Source organism: Roseateles sp. GW821-FHT09H11, from assembly GCF_059415845.1.
The window spans coordinates 521952-539638 of sequence record NZ_JBWKOA010000004.1 but is presented as its reverse complement, the minus strand read 5'-3'; the positions used below and the strand labels follow the sequence as shown (position 1 = coordinate 539638).

Here is a 17687-nt window from a genome sequence, read left to right as displayed (position 1 = left end):
CGGAGGCATCCTCCGCCCTTCACTCTGCCTGTCACTCTGCTTCTCCAATCGGCAGCGTCTGCTCAATGCCCAGCGGCTGGTATTTCAGGGTCAACACGGGCGGCTTGATCGACACGACGCCGTAGGCGCCGTCGAAGCTGCTGCCTTCGCGAACGATGTGCACGGTGTCGCCGCGCATCAGATAGACCTCCCACTGCGGGCCGTCCTGCCGCTTGCCGGCATAGGTGAACGGCAGCGGAGGCGCGGTCGGCGCCTGCGCCACGAGGGGCGGCGGGGGCGGGGGCTGCGGCGTCCAGTCGCGGCGCCCGAACGGATCGGACGCAGGCGAGAACGGCGCGGGCACGGCGGCGGTACCCGGCGACCGGGCGCTGTCGCCCATTAACTGCTGCCGCGGCAGCAGCGCGACAGGCAATGCGTCCATGCCCGGCAGCGCGCGGACGGGCGGCGCGCGATCGGAAGCGCTCACGGCGGGCGCCGGCGTCGACGGTGCCGCGGTCGTACGTGCGTGGCGTTCAGTCGGACGCGAGACCGGACCGGGGCCCGACGGATCCGTCACGAAAGCCAGATAGGCGGTCACCCCGAGGACGCCGAACAGCGCCAGCAGGCGGACCGGGATCGAACGGCGCGGCCTCATCGCGAGGCTCCCGGAGCGGCGGCGGACGCCGCGGTCGGCGCTTTCTCGGGGTGGTCGTCCGCGTCGTGGATCGTGTCGCTGCCCGGTGCGGCGTCCTCGCCCTCTCGCAGCCACAGCGACAGATGCAGCGCGCTCTCCAACTGCTCCTGCCCGACCTGGTTGCGCTTAAAGGTCACCCGGTCCAGAGACAGGTTCGGAAACGCGCGCAGCGCGTCGTCGATGAAGCTGCGCAATTGCGGATATCCGCCCTTGATCGGCATCACCACCTGCAGCCGGCCGATGCCGCCGCGCGGGCGGGGCTGGCTGAACTCGGCCTGACGGACCGCCAGCTGGCGCGCCTCGGCCAGTTGATAGAGGCGGATCAGGACCGCCGTCGTTTCGCGCGGATCGCCGAGCACTTGCCGCAACGCGGCGGCGCGCGCGCCGGGATCGAGATCGGCGCCCGATGCGGACGGGGCAGTCGCGAGGCCGGTGTCCGAAGCGGCATTGGCCGCCGCGGCGGCGACCTCCAGGCGCACGACGTCCGCGGCCAGGCGCTGCAGCTGGTCTTCCTCGGACCGGGCCCGTCCCGCCACGACCACGGCCCAGGTGACCAGCACGGCGATCATGAGTGCCATCGCGCCCCAGCCGGCGCCGAAGCGCCACTGCGCAACCTCTGCGCGCAAGCGCAGGCCGTGCCACCAGGGGCGACCGGGCCGGGCGGCCGTTTCGTCGGACCGGGCGGAGGGCGTCGCGGCCGGTGCCGAACCTCGAGCGCGCGACCAGAAGCTGCGGGTCATGGCGTGTGCTCCGATGAGCCGGTCCAGGCCGCGGACGACAGTCGAAGCCGGAAGCTCAGGCGCGCCGGCAGATTCGCGTCCTGTTCGTTGGTCTCGTGCTGCTGGAGCAGCATCTGCTCGACGCCCGGCCCGCGGCTCAGCGCCTCGGCATACCCCAGCAGCGTCGGGATGCGCAGTGCCTCGGCCTGGACCTGGACCAGCTGCTTGCGGCCGTCGGGCTCCAGCAGGGTCAGCGCCAGATCGGGACTGGACTGCCGCTCGAAAGTGTCCAGCAGCATCGGCCAGGGCAGATTGAGTTGGCGTGCCGCTTCGTTGTGCGCGGTGATCTGGTCAGCGCTCAGCGGCGCCACGATGCGCGGCTTGCCCACGGGACGCTGGGCGAGCGCCGTATGGCGGCGCTCCAGCGCCTGGCGGCGTTGCTGACGCTCCGCGCCGGCGCGCTGATCCAGGTCCACCAGCGCCGCGCAGGCGCCCGCCGCGGCCAGCGCCAGCACGAGCAAGGCGGCGCCCCGGGTCCGATGACCCGGCGCATGACCGAGCCACCAGGTCCGCAGGTTGTCCGTCGGCGACCACACGCTAGTGCGCATCGCGCGCTCCCGTTGGCGGCGTGCCGCGCGCCAGGAGGGCGGCGAAGGCGGCCGGATCCAGCGCCGGATCGGCGGCAAGACCCGCAAGGCCGTCGTAGGGCCGGCGTTCCAGGATCAGGTCCGCCGCGGCGATCCGCTGCGGACCCGAGGCCGCGGTGTCGAACCAGGGCAGCGCCGCGTCTGTGAGCATGACGCCGTCTCGCAAGGCCGCGCGATGCAGTTCCTCGACGATCTGCCGCTCGCGCTCGTGGACGTCCGCCGCCAGTTGCAGCGGACGGGCGGCCCGCACCCGGCCCGCGCGCAGGCTCAGCACCACGGCGTCGTCGGCGCAGACCAGGCAGGCCAGCGGTGCGCGCGCGACGACGCTGGCGTGTCGCAGCTGGCGGCCGAGCAACGTGTCGACGTCGCCCGCGCCGGCGCTGCGGGCGGCGTCGACGATCCAGCCCGGCGTGGCGACGCAGAGGAAGTCTCCCGCCGCCTGCCAGTCGCCGGCGATGCGCCAGCGACCCGGCGTGCCGCCAAACAGCTGGGCACAGCGCGACTCAGTCACCGCGCGAAGTTCCGACAGCGAGCGCGCGCCGTCCGGCACAGCCTGGGTCCACCAGCGCAGCCACCGGTTGTCGACGACCAGCGCCGGTTTCGCGCGTCCCCAGGGCGCCTGCTCGCGCAGGATGCGCAGGGCCTCGGCCAGGGCCGCGGCGCGACGCTCGTCGCCCGCGTCGGGCGCCAGCACCAGCGGCACCGACGTCGTGCGCGCGCCGTATCGCAGGACGAGGCGGTCGACGCCCAGGCCCAGGCCCGCGGGTTCAGGCCGCCACTGACACACGGGTCACCTCCTCGAGCGTCGTCAGGCCCTGGCGGGCGAGGTCCTGCGCTGCCTCGGCGAGGCTGCGCGTGCCCTTGAGCCGGGCCGCTTCCTTGATGCGGCGGATGGGCTGGCGCTCGACAATCAGCTCGCGCAGTTCGTCATCCAGCCGCAGGATCTCGGCGATCGCGCGGCGTCCTTTGTAGCCCGTGCCACGGCAGTCGCCGCAGCCGCGGCCCTGCATGAACACGTGCGCGCCGGCCTCCCCGGGAGGGAGCCCGGCCAGGCGCAGTTCCTCGGCGGTCGGCGTCGTCGGCACGCTGCAATGGGGACAGTTCAGTCGCATCAGGCGCTGCGCCCAGACCCCGTTGAGCGCCGACACCAGCGCGAATGGGTCCAGCCCCATGTGCAGGAAGCGGCCGAAGACGTCATAGACGTTGTTGGCGTGGACCGTGGTCAGGACCAGGTGACCGGTCAGCGCGGACTGCACGGCGATCTCGGCGGTTTCGCTGTCGCGGATCTCGCCGATCATGATCGTGTCCGGATCGTGGCGCAGGATCGAGCGCAGGCCGCGCGCGAAACTGAGCCCCTTGCGCTCGTTTACCGGGATCTGCAGCACGCCGGGCAACTGGTACTCGACCGGATCCTCGATGGTCACGATCTTGTCGCGGCCGGTGTGCGTCTCGGAGAGCGCGCCGTACAGCGTCGTCGTCTTGCCCGACCCCGTCGGCCCGGTCACCAGCAGCATGCCGTAGGGCGCGCGCATGAGCTCGCGCAGCGAGCGCAGCGAGCCGGCGTCGAAGCCCAACGCGTCCAGCGTCAGCGCGCCTCGTGCGGCGAGCAGCGCCTGCTTGTCCAGGATCCGGATCACCGCGTCCTCCCCGTGCACGCTGGGCATGATGGACACGCGCAGGTCGATCTCGCGGCCCTGCGCGGAGACGCGAAAGCTGCCGTCCTGCGGCACGCGCCGTTCGGCGATGTCGAGCTCCGCCATCACCTTGAGCCGCGACATCACCTGCTCGGCCGCCATCACGCCGGGTACGGTGGTAATCGCGTCGAGCGCGCCGTCGACGCGGTACTTGACCGCCAGGCCCTCGGGCGTGCTTTCGAAGTGGACGTCGCTGGCGCCGACGCGCAGCGCGTCGTACAGCGTGGAGTTGACGACGCGCACCGTCTGGCTGCCGGCTTCCGACAACGCGGCGAAGGACAGGACCTCCAGCACGTCCGCGCCGTCCGCGCCGTCCGCGGACGCCGGTGTCGCGCCGGCGCCCGTCAGCCCGTCGACTGCGCGCGACTGCGCTTCCTGTTGGCTGAACCACGCGTGCAGGTCGGAGACCGTGGCAAGCACCAGGCGCAGCGGCGCCGCTGCCAGATGCTCCAGATGCAGCTGCTGGTCCAGGTCGAAGGGGTTGACGAGGACCGCGACGAGGCCGTCCCGCCCCTCCATGATCGCGGCGCCGATCTGCTGGCCGCGCGCCAGTGCCAGCAGATCGAAGCGCGGCCGGCATTCCAGCATCGGTGCCGTCTCCCAGTGCGGCAGTCCGAACGCCGCGGCCAGGCGCTGCGCGGCGTCCCGCTCGTCGATGACGAGCTCGGCGGCGAGCGCCGCAATCGGGTGGCGCGCCGCGCGAGCCCGGGCCAGGGCCGACGGGGACAGTTCGGAGGCGGTCGTGTCCGTCTTGGTCGGTGGGGCGGTGCCGCTCATTGCAGACTCCCGGCGAGCTCGAAGATGGGCATGTACAGCAGCAGCACGATCAGGCCGATGACCAGGCCGATCGCTGCCATCAGAAGGGGCTCGAAGGCCTTGGTGAAGCGTTCGATCCAGCGTGTGGTCTCGCCTTCGTAGAACTCGGCGGAGCGGATCAGCATCAGGCCGAGCTGGCCGGAGCGCTCGCCGACCTTGAGCAGGCCTTCCGCGACGGTGGTACTCAGGCCCGCGGCGGCGAAGGAGTGGGAGAGCGGCTCGCCCTGCGCCACGCGGCGCGCCACCTCGGCGACGGCGGGGCGCCGGTCGGCCGCCAGCACCGACGCGGCCAACGACAGCGCTGTGCCGATCGGCAGTCCGCCGGCGAGCAGGGTGCCCAGGCTCAGGTACAGGCGGGAGAGTTCCAGCAGCTCCAGGCGGCCGCGGGTGCCGGGCAGCACTGACAGCAGGCGCCACCAGGCGCCCTGGCTCAACTGCCGGCGCACCCACCAGGCGATGGCGGCGACCACGGCAGCCAGACCGAGGGCCAGTGGCGCGAGGTGCGCGGAGGCGAAGGCGCCCCAGTCCATCAACAGCTGCGAGGCCCAGGGCAGGGTGCGGCCGCCGCTCTTGTAGACGAGCGAGAACTTCGGCACCACGTAGCCCAGCAGGAAGACGCTGACCGCGCCGCCGACGCCCATCAGGATGACCGGATAGATCGCGGCGGACACGATCTTCTGGCGCATCGTGCCCAGGCGGGTTTCGTAGTCGATGTAGCGCGCCAGGGCCACGGGCAGGTCGCTGCTGCCTTCGGCGGCCTGCAGGATGCCGACGAACAGCGGCGGGAACTCGCGTGGTTCCCGCGCCATCACCTGCGACAGGCGCAAGCCTTCGCGCAGGCCCTGCGACAGGCGCGTCAACACCTGGCGCGCGGCGGCCGATTCCTCCTTGCGCACCAGGACGTCCAGCGACTCCATCACGCTGAGTCCGGCGACCAGCAGCGCATGCAGCTCCTGCGCGAACAGCAGCAGCGGGAAGCGTGCGCGACCGCCCGGGCCATCCCCGGCGCGGAAGCGCACGAGCGTCAGCCCGCGCTGCTGCAGCTGCAGGCGCAGGCCGGCCTCGTCGAGGGCGTCGATGACGACGTCGACCAGTTGCTGGGTGGGGTCCAAGGCACGGACCTGGAAGCGCACGACGGGAGTCCTTGGCAGCTCATCCGCGCGGCAGTGGCGGATGCGGGTTCATCAGTTGCGGACGTCCGCGTTCTCGCCCTCGCCGCCGGGCGCGCCGTCCTTGCCCAGCGAGTCGAGGTCGAAGTCGCCGCCGCGCGTCGACGGCCAGCGGTAGGCGTAGGGGCGGCCCCAGGGATCGAGCGGGATGTCCTTGTCCAGGTAGGGGCCGGTCCACTTCGCGCCGACGCCGGACGGGGCGGTGCGCAGCGCGGCCAGGCCTTCCTCGGTGGTCGGGAAACGGCCGACGTCGATGCGGAACGCGCCCAGCGCGCGGGCGAAGGACTCGACCTGCGACTTGGCCAGGCTCTGCTCGGACTTGCCGATCTGGGCGTAGTACTTGGGACCGACATAGGCGGCGAGCAGCCCGATGATCGCCACGACCACCAGCAGTTCCAGCAGCGTGAAACCACGGCTGCGCGCGCGCGGACGGACCGCTGCGGAACCCGCGTCGACGGCGGGGGGCTTGACTACCAACATGACACTCCCTCGAAGACATCCGGGCGCGAGACCTCGCTGCGCGCCGGACCGTGGACTTCCGCAGACGGCGGCGAGGTCCAGGACGCCGTGCGGCGCCGGTCCCTTTTTTAGGTCCGCGTTTATACCGCACGGCGGCGGCGGACCCGTGAAGGCGGGCTCCGCCGAGGGGGCTCTGCGCGGGCGTTTGCCGCATCCGATGGATGTTTGCCTGGTGTTTGTGTGGCGTTAAGTTAATGTGAATTTGTTGTTTAATCCGTCCCCGGCGCGGAAGGCAGGATCCGCCGCGTCGAGATGACGCCTTTCAGGGGCCGCAAAGAAAACACAACCGCGGACGGTCACAGGCGTCCGCGCGAGGGAGAGGGAAGAAATGACCAAGCTACGAAGCGCCGGCTGGGCGCTGCGGGGAGTTCTCTTGGCCGTCGTTTGCGTCGCGCAGCCGGCGCTGGGTGGGATCGGCGCGGATGGTCATGTGTACGAACCGACGCTGCTCAACCCGAGGTTGACGGAACAGCCGATGCCGTCGGAATTCGACGCCATCGACACGCACAAGGGTGCCTTGCGCATCACCCATCGCGACGTGTTCATTCCCGGTGCGGGAGCGTTGGACGTGACCGTGCATCGGCGTGCGCGACTGCCGAGGTGCTGCCGGACCAGTTGGCGGTCGACGATCTCGGCACCTTCCGGTTTCGTCGCGCCGACGCCTCTTGGGCGAACCTGCTGCTGCTGGGGGCGAACGACTACTACGCGACGCAGGACCTGCCGGCGCTGCAGATCTTCCCCGACGAGCGGCATTGGACGTGCGACGTTCCGGACATGAGCGTGGCCTTCGACCCTTCCTCGGCAGGCGCATGGCGCTGGCTGCGCGAGGCCTGGCCCTATCCAGTGCCTGAGCGGTCCGAAGCCATGACGAACCTCGCCGCCCTTCGCGGCGAACGCCTCACGCATGCCGTGCGCTGGGAAGACGACTACTGCGAGTTGTTCGCCGACCCTGGAGACGAAGTGCGGAACGAGGACGCCCGCCTCGTCCCGCTGGGGGTCCTGCTTACCGCCGATCCATCGCTGGTTGCCGTCACGCTGCTGGAGATCGGCAGATCGCTGGCGCGTGATGAGTCGCCCGAAGCGCGCCCCCAAGGCGGGCTGCAAACCTAGACGTCCTTCACGATCATCGCGACATGCCACCGCTGCGCTCGCTCGACCGCCCCCAGCCCAGCAGATGGTCCAGCGACCATCGCCCCGGTCCCCGGCCCACGAGGTACAGCATCGGCGCCGCCCAGCTCAGGTGGGTCGGCCAGCCCGACGGATAGACGAAGAACTGGATCACCGCCGTCATGCCCAGCACGCCGAGCGCGGCGAAGCGCGTAAACAGGCCCAGCACCAGCAGGACGGGCAGCACATGCTCCGCGGTGGTGGCCATGTGGGCTGCCATCTCCGGCGGGATCAGCGGCAGCGCGTAGTCCTGGCGGAACAGCAGGAAGGTCGAGTCGGTCAGCGTGAACCAGCCTTCGACCTTGGTGCGGCCGGAAAGCCAGAACACGCCGGCGATGCTGAAGCGGCTGGCCAGCGCGATGAGGTCGTCGGAGACCAGCGCCTCCAGGCGCTGCCGCAGCGAGGCCGGGGACCACGGCGAGCCGGATCCGGAGCGGGAAGTCGAGGTCATGGTGTTCATGCGGGAATCTCCGTGAGCGCGGCGAACGCGCCTTGATTGAGCAGTCGACCCAGCGCGGCGCCGGGATCGAAGGCAGGGAATCGGGCCTGGGCCGCGTCCAGGGCGGTGGACAGCGGTTCGCCCGCGGCACAGGCATCGAGCAGCGCGCACTCGGCGGCGTCGATCTCGAGCGCGAGCACGGCACCCGACGGCCGTGTGAGGAGCGCCCCCTGTCCGCGCCAGTGGGGCGGGTTCGGATCGGCGGCGTGCGAGCGTGCGGCATCCCAGAGGCTGAACGCAGGCCAGTCGGCGCACCAGCGCCACCGCGCCGCGGGATGCGGAATCAGTCGTGAGGCGGCGAGCTGTTCGGGATCGATCCCGGCGATCGTCGCCACGCCGAGCACCGGGGCGTCGGCGGCGACATGGCTCTCACTCCAGAGCCGATCGAGCCGTGCGGCCTCGGCGAGCCAGGGCAGTTCGCCGCCAGCGAGCGCCGTGTCGAGGAACGCCGGAAAAAACGCGCCGTAGTGCTGAAGCTCGCCGCTGGACGGCGGGTGCGCGCGCACCGCATCGAGCGAGACCGCCTGCATCCATGCTTCGCCGGTCAGTCGATGCACGGCGGGATACAGGGAGATCAGCGCATCCGCACAGGCCTTCAGCACGGTGTTGCGATAGACGGCCAAGCCCGGCCGCATCGTCGCGGCGCCTGAGGCGAGGCGGGGATCCGGCTCGGTCCAGAGGTCCCGCCAGAAGCCTGCCTGGAATTCGACGAGCGTCATGCGAGCACCTCCCGTCGGACGCGCGCGGCGGCGTCGATGACGGATTGGGCCTGGCGTCGCTCGACGATCACTTCGTCGAACGGCGGCAGATTGCCGTCGCGCTCCACCAATGTCGGTCTGGGACCGATGCGCGCGGTGAGTCGCTCCAGCAACGCCCAGACCGGCGCTGCAACCGCCGCGTCGTGGCTGTCGATCAGCAGTCCGGTCGAGGCGCCGGCGTCGGGACAATGGCCGGCAACGTGGATTTCCATCACTGCATCGCCGTCGACCGCATCGATCCACGCCGAGGCGCCGATGCCGAGGTTGCTCGCGGACACGAACACGTTGTTCACGTCGACCAGCAACCCGCAGCCGCTGCGGCGGACGAGTTCATGCAGGAAATCGACCTCGCCCCATTCGTGGGAGAGGGACAGGTAATGCGTGGGGTTCTCGATGGCGACACGGCGCTGCAGCGCGTCCTGCATGCGGGAGAGGTTCGCGGCGACATGACGCAAGGCCTCCGTCGTGCGCGGCACCGGCAGCAGGTCCGGTGCATACGCGCCGCCGAAGCGGCTCCACGCCAGATGCTCCGACACCAGCGCCGGCTGCAGCCGGTCCGCCAACGCGGCGAGGCGCCTCAGATGCTCGGGCTCTGGCGGCGCCGTGCCGCCCAGGGACATCGACACCCCGTGCAGCGACAGCGGATGTGTCGCCCGCAGGGCCTCGAGCAGCGCCAGACGCGGGCCGCCCGCGACGAGGTAGTTCTCGGGGTGGACCTCGAACCAGAGTCCCGGATCACGCGCCGCCAGCGCGTCTTCAGCGAACTCCGGTTTGAAGCCCAGGCCGGCGCCCAGCGCGTGTGTCATGAGGGTCTGCCGCTCAGGACTTGATCGCGGAGAGCGAGCCCATGCCCTTGGGGGTCTTGATCGTCGTGCAGGTGCCGGCGGGGACGTACTTCCACGCGTTGGCCTGGTAGTCCATCTTGGCCGTGCCGGCGCAGGTGGTGCCGGGGCCGGCGGCGCAGTCGTTCTTGCCGGCCATGGCGACGCCGTAGCAGCGTTCCTTCTCCGCGGCGGCAGGCTTGGCGTCCTGTGCCATGGCGGAGGCGGACAGGGCGGTCAGGGTGACCAGGGCGAGGCTCAGGGTGGTCGACTTCATGGGGGCACTCCTTGTGCGGGTGGATGGTGTGTTTGCGTGATGAACGCGCCGATTGGTCCGTCGCATCCGAGGGTTAGTTCGTGCCATTTGCGCCGGGGGTTACAGCGCCGCCCGGAAAATTCCAGGTTTCTTTTTTCGAGCCCCTGTAACCTTCCGGCCCCATGACGCGAATAGATCCCGTGATCGCGACAGAACATGAGTTGCACGACCTCTTCCTGGCCGGGCTGGACGGGGATGCGGGGGCTTACCACCGCTTCCTCCAGCGCCTGGGGGCGCTGCTGCGCGGCTACTTCCGGCGGCGGCTGCAGCAGCTGCCGGACGAGGTCGAGGATCTGGTGCAGGAGACGCTGATGGCCGTGCACGCGCAACGTCAGACCTACCGCCGCGGCGAGCCGCTGACGGCATGGGTGCATGCGGTCGCGCGTTACAAGCTGGTCGACCTCTGGCGTCGTCGCGAGCGGCACGACGCGCTGAACGAGCCGCTCGACGACGACCTCGCGGTGTTCGCGGCCGCCGACCACGAGGCCGGCGATTCGCGCCGCGACCTGAGCCGGCTGCTGGATCGATTGCCGACCAACCAGCGCCTGCCGATCCTGCACACCAAGGTCGAGGGACTGTCGGTCCAGGAGACCGCCCAGCTCACCGGGCTGAGCGAGTCGGCGGTGAAGGTCGGCGTGCACCGGGGATTGAAGACGCTGGCGCGACTGTGGAAGGACATGACATGAAGACCGACGACCTGATCGGATTGCTGGCGCAGGACGCCGGCCCGGTGCCGACGCGCACCGGCGAACGGCGCTTCGCCGTCGCGCTGCTGGTGGGTGTGGCGCTGGCGCTGGCGTGGGTGCAGGGCGCCTTCGGCATCCGCGCCGACCTGGCCGAAGTGATGGGCACGGCGGTGTTCTGGCAGAAGGTGGCGATGCCGCTGGCGGTGGCCGCGACCGGCCTGGTCGTGGTGTTCCGTCTCGGCCACCCCGGGGCACGGATGAACGGCTGGTGGCTGGGCGTGTGGCTGCCGGTGTCGCTGCTGTGGATCTGGGCGGCGGTGGTGCTGTGGATGGCTGAACCCGCCGCGCGCGTGCCGCTGGTGCTGGGCACGACGTGGCGGGTCTGCGTGTTCAACGTGACGGCGACGGCGCTGCCGATCGGCGTCGGCCTGTTGTGGGCGCTTCGCGGTCTGGCGCCGACGCGGCCGGTGCTGACCGGGGCGGCGGCAGGCTGGCTTGCGGGCGCGGTGGGCGCGTGCGTCTACTCGCTGCACTGCCCCGAGATGGGCGCCCCATTCGTCGCGATCTGGTACGTGCTCGGGATGGGCATGTCGGCGGCGCTGGGAGCGCTCGCTGGGCGACATTGGCTGAGATGGTGAGCGGACCAGCCGTCACGCGATATACGACAACGGCAACGCCGTCGTGAACTTCAGCTCCTCCATCGCGAAGCTGGAGCTGACGTCCGACAGCTGCGTCCCCGCGATCAGCCGGCGATAGACCTGGTCGTAGGCCGCGATGTCCGGCACCACCACGCGCAGCAGGTAGTCCACGTCGCCGCTCATCCGGTAGAACTCGACGACCTCCGGGATCGCCTCGATCGCCGCGCGGAACTGGTCGAACCAGGCCTGCGAGTGCACGTTCGTCCGCACCGACACGAACACCGTCACCCCGACGTTCACCTTCTTCGGGTCCACCAGCATCACGTTGCGGGTGATCACCCCCGACTCCTTCAGCCGCTGCACCCGGCGCCAGCACGGCGTCGTCGACAGCCCGACCTCCGCCGCCAGCTCACTCACCTGCACGGACGCGTCCCGCTGCAGGACATCGAGAATCTTTCGGTCGATGGAATCCAGTTTCGTCATGTTGGCCAACCTTGGAATTCAATTGCCGAAATCGGCCAAGGAAAGATGGATTTTGCACGTTGATTCCAAGCGTGAATTCTGACAATCGACCACCATGGAAATCTACCTCGACGCCAACGCCACCACCCCCGTCCTGCCGCAGGCCCGCGACGCCGCGCTCTCCGTGATGGCGGACGCGTTCGGGAACCCGAGCAGCATCCACGGCAGTGGTCTCAAGGCCCGGGCGCGGCTTGACGCGGTCCGCGCCACCGCGCGGCGCGTGCTGGGCGCACCGGGCGGCCGGCTGGTCTTCACCAGCGGTGCGACCGAGGGCATCCAGACCGCCGTGCTGTCCGCGCTGACCGCGCTGCGACAACGGCGCGAGGCCGGCCAGGCCATCCCGCCGCAACTGCTCTACGGCGCCACCGAGCACAAGGCCGTGCCCGAGGCGCTCCGGCACTGGAACACGCTGCTGGGCCTGGACCTGGACGTCGTCGCGATCCCTGTCGGCATCGACGGCCGCCATGACCTTGCCTGGCTGCGCGCGAACGCTTCCTCGGCCGGCCTGGTCTGCACGATGGCCGCCAACAACGAGACCGGCGTCATCAGCGACCTCGACGGCATTGCCGATGCGCTGCGCGGCTCCGGCGCGCTCTGGCTGGTGGACGGCGTGCAGGCGCTCGGCAAGCTGCCGCTGCAACTCGGCGAACGCGCGATCGACTACGCGCCGTTCTCCGGCCACAAGCTCTACGCGCCCAAGGGCGTCGGCATGCTCTACGTCCGCGAGGGCGCCCCGTTCACGCCGTTGATGGCCGGCGGCGGGCAGGAGGGCGCGCAGCGCTCCGGCACCGAGAACATGGCCGGCATCGCCGCGCTGGGTGCGGTGCTGGAGGCGCTCGAAGGCGGCGGCGTGTTTGCGTCGCTCGGCCAGTTGCTGGACCGTCGCCAACGCCTGGCCGACGCGCTGCGCGAGGCCTTCCCCGGCGTCGTGTTCAACGCGCCGTTCGACATCAGCCTGCCGACGACGCTCAACGTCTCGGTCCCCGGGCTGAGTGCGAAGCTGCTGCTCGACCTGTTCGACGCCGCCGGCCTGCGCGTCAGCGGGGGCTCTGCTTGCGGCGCGGCGAAGGCGGCGCCGAGCTACGTGCTGCAGGCGATGGGCCTGCCGGCGTGGCGAGCCGGCGCCGCGGTGCGCCTGTCCTTCGGCGCGGCCGATGCCGAGTCGACCATCGATGAAGCCTGCAGACGCCTGCGCGCCTGTGGCGAGTCGCTGCGCGCGACCTGCCAGACGCCGGCACCGAACGAGACCCCGCAGGCACCGGAGCTGCTCACACGCTTCGCCGTCGATGGCGCCTGCTGCTACGTCGTCGCCGATGTGTCGAGCCGCCGCTGCGTGGTCGTCGACCCGCTGCCCGAACTCACCGGCACGCTGGCGCAGTGGATGCGATGTCGCGGGCTGACCTTGGCCGCGGTGCTGGACACGCACAGCCATGGCGACCATGCCTCGTCCGCGCAGGCGCTGCGCGACGCGATGACGAGCCTGCTCGCCGAGGAAGCGCTGGCCGATCGCGTCGACGCCCTGGGCTGGCCGAAGGGCAACGAGGTGATCGCGCTTGGCGCGCATCGGCTGTCGCGTCTCGCGATCCCCGGCCATACGGAGGATTCCACCGCCTACCTGCTGCACGCGGGCGGCGAGCTGATCTCGGCCTTCGTCGGCGACATGGTGATGGCGGGCGCGCTGGGCCGTAGCGATTTCGAGCAGAGCGCGCCGGCCGCCTTCGGCCCGTCGTTGAAGACGCTGGAGCGCAATGTCGGCCTGAACGGCCTGCTGCTGCCCGGACACGACTACGACGACCGCTTTGCGACGACGCTTGCCGTGGAATGCGGCGCGCAGCCGCTGCTCGACGGCGTGCTGAAGGGGCGCCTGAGCGCTGAGGCTTTCGCGATCGGCAAGGGCGTGCTGGAGCGCGACCTCGCGCCCACCGAGTACCAGACGATGGCCTGCGGCGCGCGCGTGGATTGCGCGCGGGCGACGGAGCGCGTCGAACTCGACGTCGGGAGCCTGCAGTCGATGCTGGGCGACGGCGTCGGACCGAAGCCGGTGCTGGTCGACGTGCGCGAGGCCTACGAGGCGCGCATGAGCCCCACCGACGAACTGGCGCCCGAGGCGGTGCCGCTGTCGGCGCTGATCAACGCACTGCCGCGCTGGCGTGCGCTGCCGGAGCAGACGCCGGTGATCTTCTTCTGCCGCAGCGGTAACCGCAGCGCGCAGGCGGCGCGGGCGTTGCGCCGACTCGGCCACGGGCAGGCGTGGAGCCTGGCCGGTGGCCTGGCGCTGTGGCCGACCACCCGGACAGCCACGACGCTTGACGCCATCGCGATCTGAGCGCGGTGTCGTCGATAACAAGTGTGCTTGTTGCTGACGGGCCGCGTCAGACGCCGCGAGCGCGTCAGTGGCGCCGTGAACCCTGGGCCGCTCAGCGCATCTCGCGCGGCGGTCGAGACGACACCGAGGCGTCCGCGGCGACCGCATCGGGGCCGTGCCCGCGCGGGAAGTCGAACGCGATCCGCATGACGATGTCCTGCGGGTAGTTGCCGAACTTGCGGCCGAACAGGTTGAGACCGCCGCGGTTGCGGGCGTCGTCCTTGACGCCCAGTCGCACCTTGATGTGATTCGTCTGCGGCAGGTCCAGGTCGCCGATCTTCACCGCGCCCAGCGCGACGCCGTCGATCATCGAGCCCTGCTCCCCCACGCTCCACTGCTTGAGCAGCCCGTGCGTCGTGCGGTCGACCTGCCACCAGCCCGGCATCAGCAGCGAGGGCTTGCCGCCGTAGTCGCCGGGGCTGGTCCAGGTGCCGATCTCCTTGTCGTTGATCCAGAGCGTGATGTCGGAGGGCCAGTCCTCGTTGAACTGCGGCGCCTCGGAGCAGATCTCCATCGACAGTTCGAGGTGATTGGGCACCGCGCCGTAGGGCAGGTTGTTGGGGAAGGCGTAGTCCACGTAGCCCGAGCCGCCGAACCACAGCAGCTGCGCGTAGACATGCTCGGGCTCGAAGAACGAGCGCGAGTCGTCCAGCATGCCGATGATCTTGCTCTCGCTGACCAGGCCGCAGGTGGGCTTGGCCTCGACCTGACGGTAGCTGCCGATCGGCATGCTGATCGAGATGACGTTGGGCTGCGACTCGATCGCCGCGCCGGGCAGGCGCAGACGCACCTCGTCGTAGCGCTTGGAGCAGAGCTTCTGCCGACCGCGCGTGCCGGGTTCCACCTCCACCGAGACGAGGCCCACGGCCTGCAGCTGGTTGATGTTGAAGCTCACCGTCGAATGCGGGAGGTTCATCGCCGACGCCAGCTCCGACACGTTCAGCACCTGGTGCGTGAGCAGGCCCAGCATCGCCTGCCGCGTGTCCGAGGCGAGGGCCTTGGCGACGGCCAGCGCCGCGTCTCCCTCCACCGTCAAGACCCGGCTGCCCGAGACCTCCACCATCGCGCGTTCCCTGTTGTCTTGTTGCGGCCCATCGCTTTGGACCCAATGAATTGGCGAGTTTATGAGATGGGCCCTGTTGCTCTGGGGACCCGGGTGAAGTTCTGCCATTAATAACAAATAAATTCGTGATAATCGCCGGCATGAACCCGGTACACCACGACGGGCGAGTCGCCGACATCGCCACCCCCGCTGAGTCCCCCGAGGGCGTTGCGTTGCGGGCCGACCGGCCTGGCCGCGTCCACCGTCGGCGCAATCCGCTGAACGGCCGTCACGTGCTGGTCTCGCCACACCGCACGTTGCGTCCTTGGCAGGGCGCACAGGAGTCGATCGACGACGCGCCCCTGCCGAGCCACGACCCGACCTGCTACCTGTGCGCCGGCAACGTCCGGGCGAACGGTCAGCGCAATCCGGACTACACGGGGACCTTCGTCTTCACGAACGACTTCGCGGCGCTGCAGCCGCCGCAGGGGGACGAGGCGGCCCTTGCTGTCCCGGACGAGGCGGGTGCCGACCTGCTGCAGTCGACACCGGTCGCCGGCGAGTGCCGCGTGCTGTGCTTCTCCCCCGATCACGCCCGCACGCTGCCGGAACTCGAGTTGCCTGAACTGCGCGCCGTCGTGCGGGCCTGGATGGATCAGTCCGCGGACATGGGCGCGCGCCATCGCTGGGTGCAGGTCTTCGAGAACAAGGGCGCGGCGATGGGCTGCTCCAACCCGCATCCGCATGGACAGGCCTGGGGCCTGGATCAGTGGCCCGACGAGGCCGTGCTCGCAGACGCGCATCAGCGCGAGTACCTCGACCGGCACGGCGAACCGCTGCTGGTCCGCTACGTCCGCGATGAGCTGGCCGCGGGCGAGCGCTTGGTCGTCGAGACCGGGCACTGGGTCGCCGTCGTGCCGTACTGGGCCGCGTGGCCGTTCGAGACGCTGCTGCTGCCCAAGGCCCACACCTTGCGGCTCGACGCGATGACGACGGCGCAGGCGGACGATCTCGCCGTCGCCTTGCGCCGCCTGACGACGCGCTACGACAACCTGTTCCAGTGTTCGTTCCCGTATTCGATGGGCTGGCACGGCGCGCCGCACGGCGCCGGACAGCCGGACGACGACGCCAACCGCCACTGGCAACTGCACGCGCATTTCTATCCGCCGCTGCTGCGCTCGGCGACGGTGCGCAAGTTCATGGTCGGCTTCGAGATGCTCGGCGAGGCGCAGCGCGACCTCACGCCGGAGGCCGCCGCGCAGCGGCTGCGCGGGGTCAGCGACACCGTGCATTACCGGCAGGCGCGCCGCGCCGCGCAGTCGGAGGGCGCATGAGCCAGGACCGTCCAGCGACACCGCGCGAGCGCGCGGTGCAAGGCTTCGAACGCGCATTCGGCCGGTCGCCCGAGCGCCTGACCCGCGCCCCGGCGCGCGTCAACCTGATCGGCGAGCACACCGATTACAACGAGGGTTTCGCGATGCCCTGCGCGATCGACCGCGACACGGTCGTGGCGGCGGCGCGGCGCGATGACGACATCGTCGAAGTCATCGCCTGCGACCTGCCGGCCGAGCCTGGCGGGTCGAGTGGCATCACCGGCGAGGCGAGCGTGGGCGTTGCGGGTCGGGATGCCCAGGGGGCGCGCGGTCGCTTCCGCATCGGCGACGCGGCGGACGTCTCCGCCAGTCCCCAATGGCTGCGCTACGTGCAAGGCATGGTCGCCGTGCTGCGCGAGCAGGGCCATGCCGTCGGCGGCGCGACGCTGTCGATCGCGGGCAACGTGCCGCAGGGCGCGGGGCTGAGCTCGTCGGCGTCGCTGGAGATGGCGATCGGTCACGCGTTCTCCGCGCTCAACGGCTGGACGCTGCCGCCGACGACGATGGCGCTCGCCGGCCAACGCGCCGAGAACGTCTACGCCGGCTGCCGCTGCGGCGTGCTGGACCAGCTGTCCTCGTCGCTCGGTGTGAAGGGCCAGGCGTTGCTGATGGACTGCCGCAGCCTGGAGGTCCGTCCGATCCCGATGCCCGAGGACATCGCGGTGCTGGTCGTCGATTCGAAGATCCAGCGCGGCCTCGTCGACAGCGAATACAACCTGCGCCGCCAGCAATGCGAGGCCGCGGCGAAGGGGCTCGGCGTGAAGGCGCTGCGCGACGTCGACGACGCGTTGTGGTCCCGGCTGGGCGGGCAGCTCGACCCCGTGGTGCGTCGCCGCGCGCGCCACATCATTTCCGACAGCCAGCGCTGCGCCGGCCTGGCCGACGCGCTGTCGCGCGGCGACCTCGCCGCGATCGGCCACCTGATGCGCGAGTCCCACGAGTCCATGCGCGACGACTTCGAGATCACCGTCCCGCCGATCGATGCGCTCGCCGCGCTGATGCAGGACGTCATCGGCGAGCACGGCGGTGCGCGCATGACCGGCGGCGGCTTCGGCGGCTGTGTCATCGCACTCGCACCGCGCGCGATGGTCGACGAGATCCGCGTTGCGGTCGAACGCGGCTACCGCTCGCCGGATGGCCGCGCCGCGGAGTTCCACGTCTGCGCCGCGTCCGACGGCGCGGGCGTGCTGGCATGAGCGCCGCGGACGCGACCAGCGTCGCGACCGATACGACCGACACCACTCGCGCCGTCAGGGCTTGCGG

19 protein-coding genes are annotated in these 17687 nt (G+C 70.6%); 6 read left to right on the top strand and 13 right to left on the bottom strand.

Annotation, left to right across the window (positions count from 1 at the left end; all coding sequences use genetic code 11):
- Positions 1 to 31 precede the first annotated feature (31 nt).
- Genes AC07PR_RS16405 through gspG form a run of 7 tightly spaced genes read right to left on the bottom strand, consistent with a single transcriptional unit; the run spans position 32 to position 6198 of the window.
- Positions 32 to 634, bottom strand: a complete 603-nt coding sequence (locus AC07PR_RS16405; protein WP_495135914.1) for a hypothetical protein — start codon at positions 632 to 634, stop codon at positions 32 to 34.
- Positions 631 to 1413, bottom strand: coding sequence for a GspMb/PilO family protein (locus AC07PR_RS16400; protein ID WP_495135913.1), 783 nt, complete (start codon positions 1411 to 1413; stop codon positions 631 to 633). The genes AC07PR_RS16405 and AC07PR_RS16400 overlap by 4 nt, the downstream gene beginning before the upstream one ends.
- A complete protein-coding gene (locus tag AC07PR_RS16395) occupies positions 1410 to 2000 on the bottom strand; it encodes a hypothetical protein (RefSeq protein ID WP_495135912.1) in 591 nt (196 codons plus the stop codon). The genes AC07PR_RS16400 and AC07PR_RS16395 overlap by 4 nt, the downstream gene beginning before the upstream one ends.
- Positions 1990 to 2826 (bottom strand): hypothetical protein, encoded by an 837-nt coding sequence (locus AC07PR_RS16390; RefSeq protein WP_495135911.1) that lies wholly within the window; start codon positions 2824 to 2826, stop codon positions 1990 to 1992. The genes AC07PR_RS16395 and AC07PR_RS16390 overlap by 11 nt, the downstream gene beginning before the upstream one ends.
- Complete coding sequence (locus AC07PR_RS16385; RefSeq protein WP_495135910.1) at positions 2807 to 4510, bottom strand: GspE/PulE family protein; 1704 nt, start codon at positions 4508 to 4510, stop codon at positions 2807 to 2809. Before AC07PR_RS16385 ends, AC07PR_RS16390 begins: the two co-directional genes overlap by 20 nt.
- Complete coding sequence (locus tag AC07PR_RS16380) at positions 4507 to 5682, bottom strand: type II secretion system F family protein (RefSeq protein ID WP_495135909.1); 1176 nt, start codon at positions 5680 to 5682, stop codon at positions 4507 to 4509. Before AC07PR_RS16380 ends, AC07PR_RS16385 begins: the two co-directional genes overlap by 4 nt.
- A gap of 51 nt (positions 5683 to 5733) precedes the next feature.
- Positions 5734 to 6198: a type II secretion system major pseudopilin GspG gene (gene gspG, locus AC07PR_RS16375; RefSeq protein WP_495135908.1), complete on the bottom strand. Its 465-nt coding sequence runs from the start codon at positions 6196 to 6198 to the stop codon at positions 5734 to 5736.
- A 639-nt stretch (positions 6199 to 6837) separates the two neighbouring features.
- On the opposite strand from gspG, the gene AC07PR_RS16370 reads away from it, so the two are divergent.
- Positions 6838 to 7347: a hypothetical protein gene (locus AC07PR_RS16370; RefSeq protein WP_495135907.1), complete on the top strand. Its 510-nt coding sequence runs from the start codon at positions 6838 to 6840 to the stop codon at positions 7345 to 7347.
- Between the two features lie 13 nt (positions 7348 to 7360).
- Here the strand turns inward: AC07PR_RS16370 and AC07PR_RS16365 are convergent, their stop codons facing one another.
- The 4 genes from AC07PR_RS16365 to AC07PR_RS16350 are packed head-to-tail and all read right to left on the bottom strand — an operon-like array spanning position 7361 to position 9759.
- Complete coding sequence (locus tag AC07PR_RS16365; protein ID WP_495135906.1) at positions 7361 to 7864, bottom strand: DoxX family protein; 504 nt, start codon at positions 7862 to 7864, stop codon at positions 7361 to 7363.
- Positions 7861 to 8622, bottom strand: a complete 762-nt coding sequence (locus tag AC07PR_RS16360; protein ID WP_495135905.1) for an HvfC/BufC family peptide modification chaperone — start codon at positions 8620 to 8622, stop codon at positions 7861 to 7863. Before AC07PR_RS16360 ends, AC07PR_RS16365 begins: the two co-directional genes overlap by 4 nt.
- On the bottom strand, positions 8619 to 9467 hold the full coding sequence (bufB, locus tag AC07PR_RS16355; protein ID WP_495135904.1) for an MNIO family bufferin maturase: 849 nt from the start codon (positions 9465 to 9467) through the stop codon (positions 8619 to 8621). The genes AC07PR_RS16360 and bufB overlap by 4 nt, the downstream gene beginning before the upstream one ends.
- A gap of 13 nt (positions 9468 to 9480) precedes the next feature.
- Entirely contained in the window at positions 9481 to 9759 is a 279-nt protein-coding gene (locus AC07PR_RS16350) for a BufA1 family periplasmic bufferin-type metallophore (protein ID WP_377157499.1), read from the bottom strand.
- Positions 9760 to 9938: 179 nt separating this feature from the next.
- On the opposite strand from AC07PR_RS16350, the gene AC07PR_RS16345 reads away from it, so the two are divergent.
- Entirely contained in the window at positions 9939 to 10484 is a 546-nt protein-coding gene (locus AC07PR_RS16345; RefSeq protein ID WP_377157498.1) for a sigma-70 family RNA polymerase sigma factor, read from the top strand.
- The gene (locus AC07PR_RS16340) at positions 10481 to 11122 is read left to right on the top strand and encodes an NrsF family protein (protein WP_483108926.1); all 642 of its coding nucleotides are present in this window, start codon (positions 10481 to 10483) and stop codon (positions 11120 to 11122) included. Before AC07PR_RS16345 ends, AC07PR_RS16340 begins: the two co-directional genes overlap by 4 nt.
- A gap of 12 nt (positions 11123 to 11134) precedes the next feature.
- Here AC07PR_RS16340 and AC07PR_RS16335 read toward each other — a convergent pair whose 3' ends face one another.
- Positions 11135 to 11596, bottom strand: a complete 462-nt coding sequence (locus tag AC07PR_RS16335) for an Lrp/AsnC family transcriptional regulator (protein ID WP_067283033.1) — start codon at positions 11594 to 11596, stop codon at positions 11135 to 11137.
- Positions 11597 to 11699: 103 nt separating this feature from the next.
- On the opposite strand from AC07PR_RS16335, the gene AC07PR_RS16330 reads away from it, so the two are divergent.
- Positions 11700 to 13970 carry an aminotransferase class V-fold PLP-dependent enzyme gene (locus tag AC07PR_RS16330; protein ID WP_377157494.1) on the top strand — a complete coding sequence of 757 codons (2271 nt, stop codon included), beginning with the start codon at positions 11700 to 11702 and terminating at the stop codon, positions 13968 to 13970.
- Between the two features lie 91 nt (positions 13971 to 14061).
- Here the strand turns inward: AC07PR_RS16330 and AC07PR_RS16325 are convergent, their stop codons facing one another.
- Positions 14062 to 15072 carry an ArsR/SmtB family transcription factor gene (locus AC07PR_RS16325; RefSeq protein ID WP_495135903.1) on the bottom strand — a complete coding sequence of 337 codons (1011 nt, stop codon included), beginning with the start codon at positions 15070 to 15072 and terminating at the stop codon, positions 14062 to 14064.
- A gap of 140 nt (positions 15073 to 15212) precedes the next feature.
- Between AC07PR_RS16325 and AC07PR_RS16320 the strand changes: the two genes are divergently transcribed.
- Positions 15213 to 16385: a UDP-glucose--hexose-1-phosphate uridylyltransferase gene (locus AC07PR_RS16320; RefSeq protein ID WP_495135902.1), complete on the top strand. Its 1173-nt coding sequence runs from the start codon at positions 15213 to 15215 to the stop codon at positions 16383 to 16385.
- Positions 16382 to 17620, top strand: coding sequence for a galactokinase (gene galK / locus AC07PR_RS16315; RefSeq protein WP_495135901.1), 1239 nt, complete (start codon positions 16382 to 16384; stop codon positions 17618 to 17620). The genes AC07PR_RS16320 and galK overlap by 4 nt, the downstream gene beginning before the upstream one ends.
- Positions 17621 to 17687 lie beyond the last annotated feature (67 nt).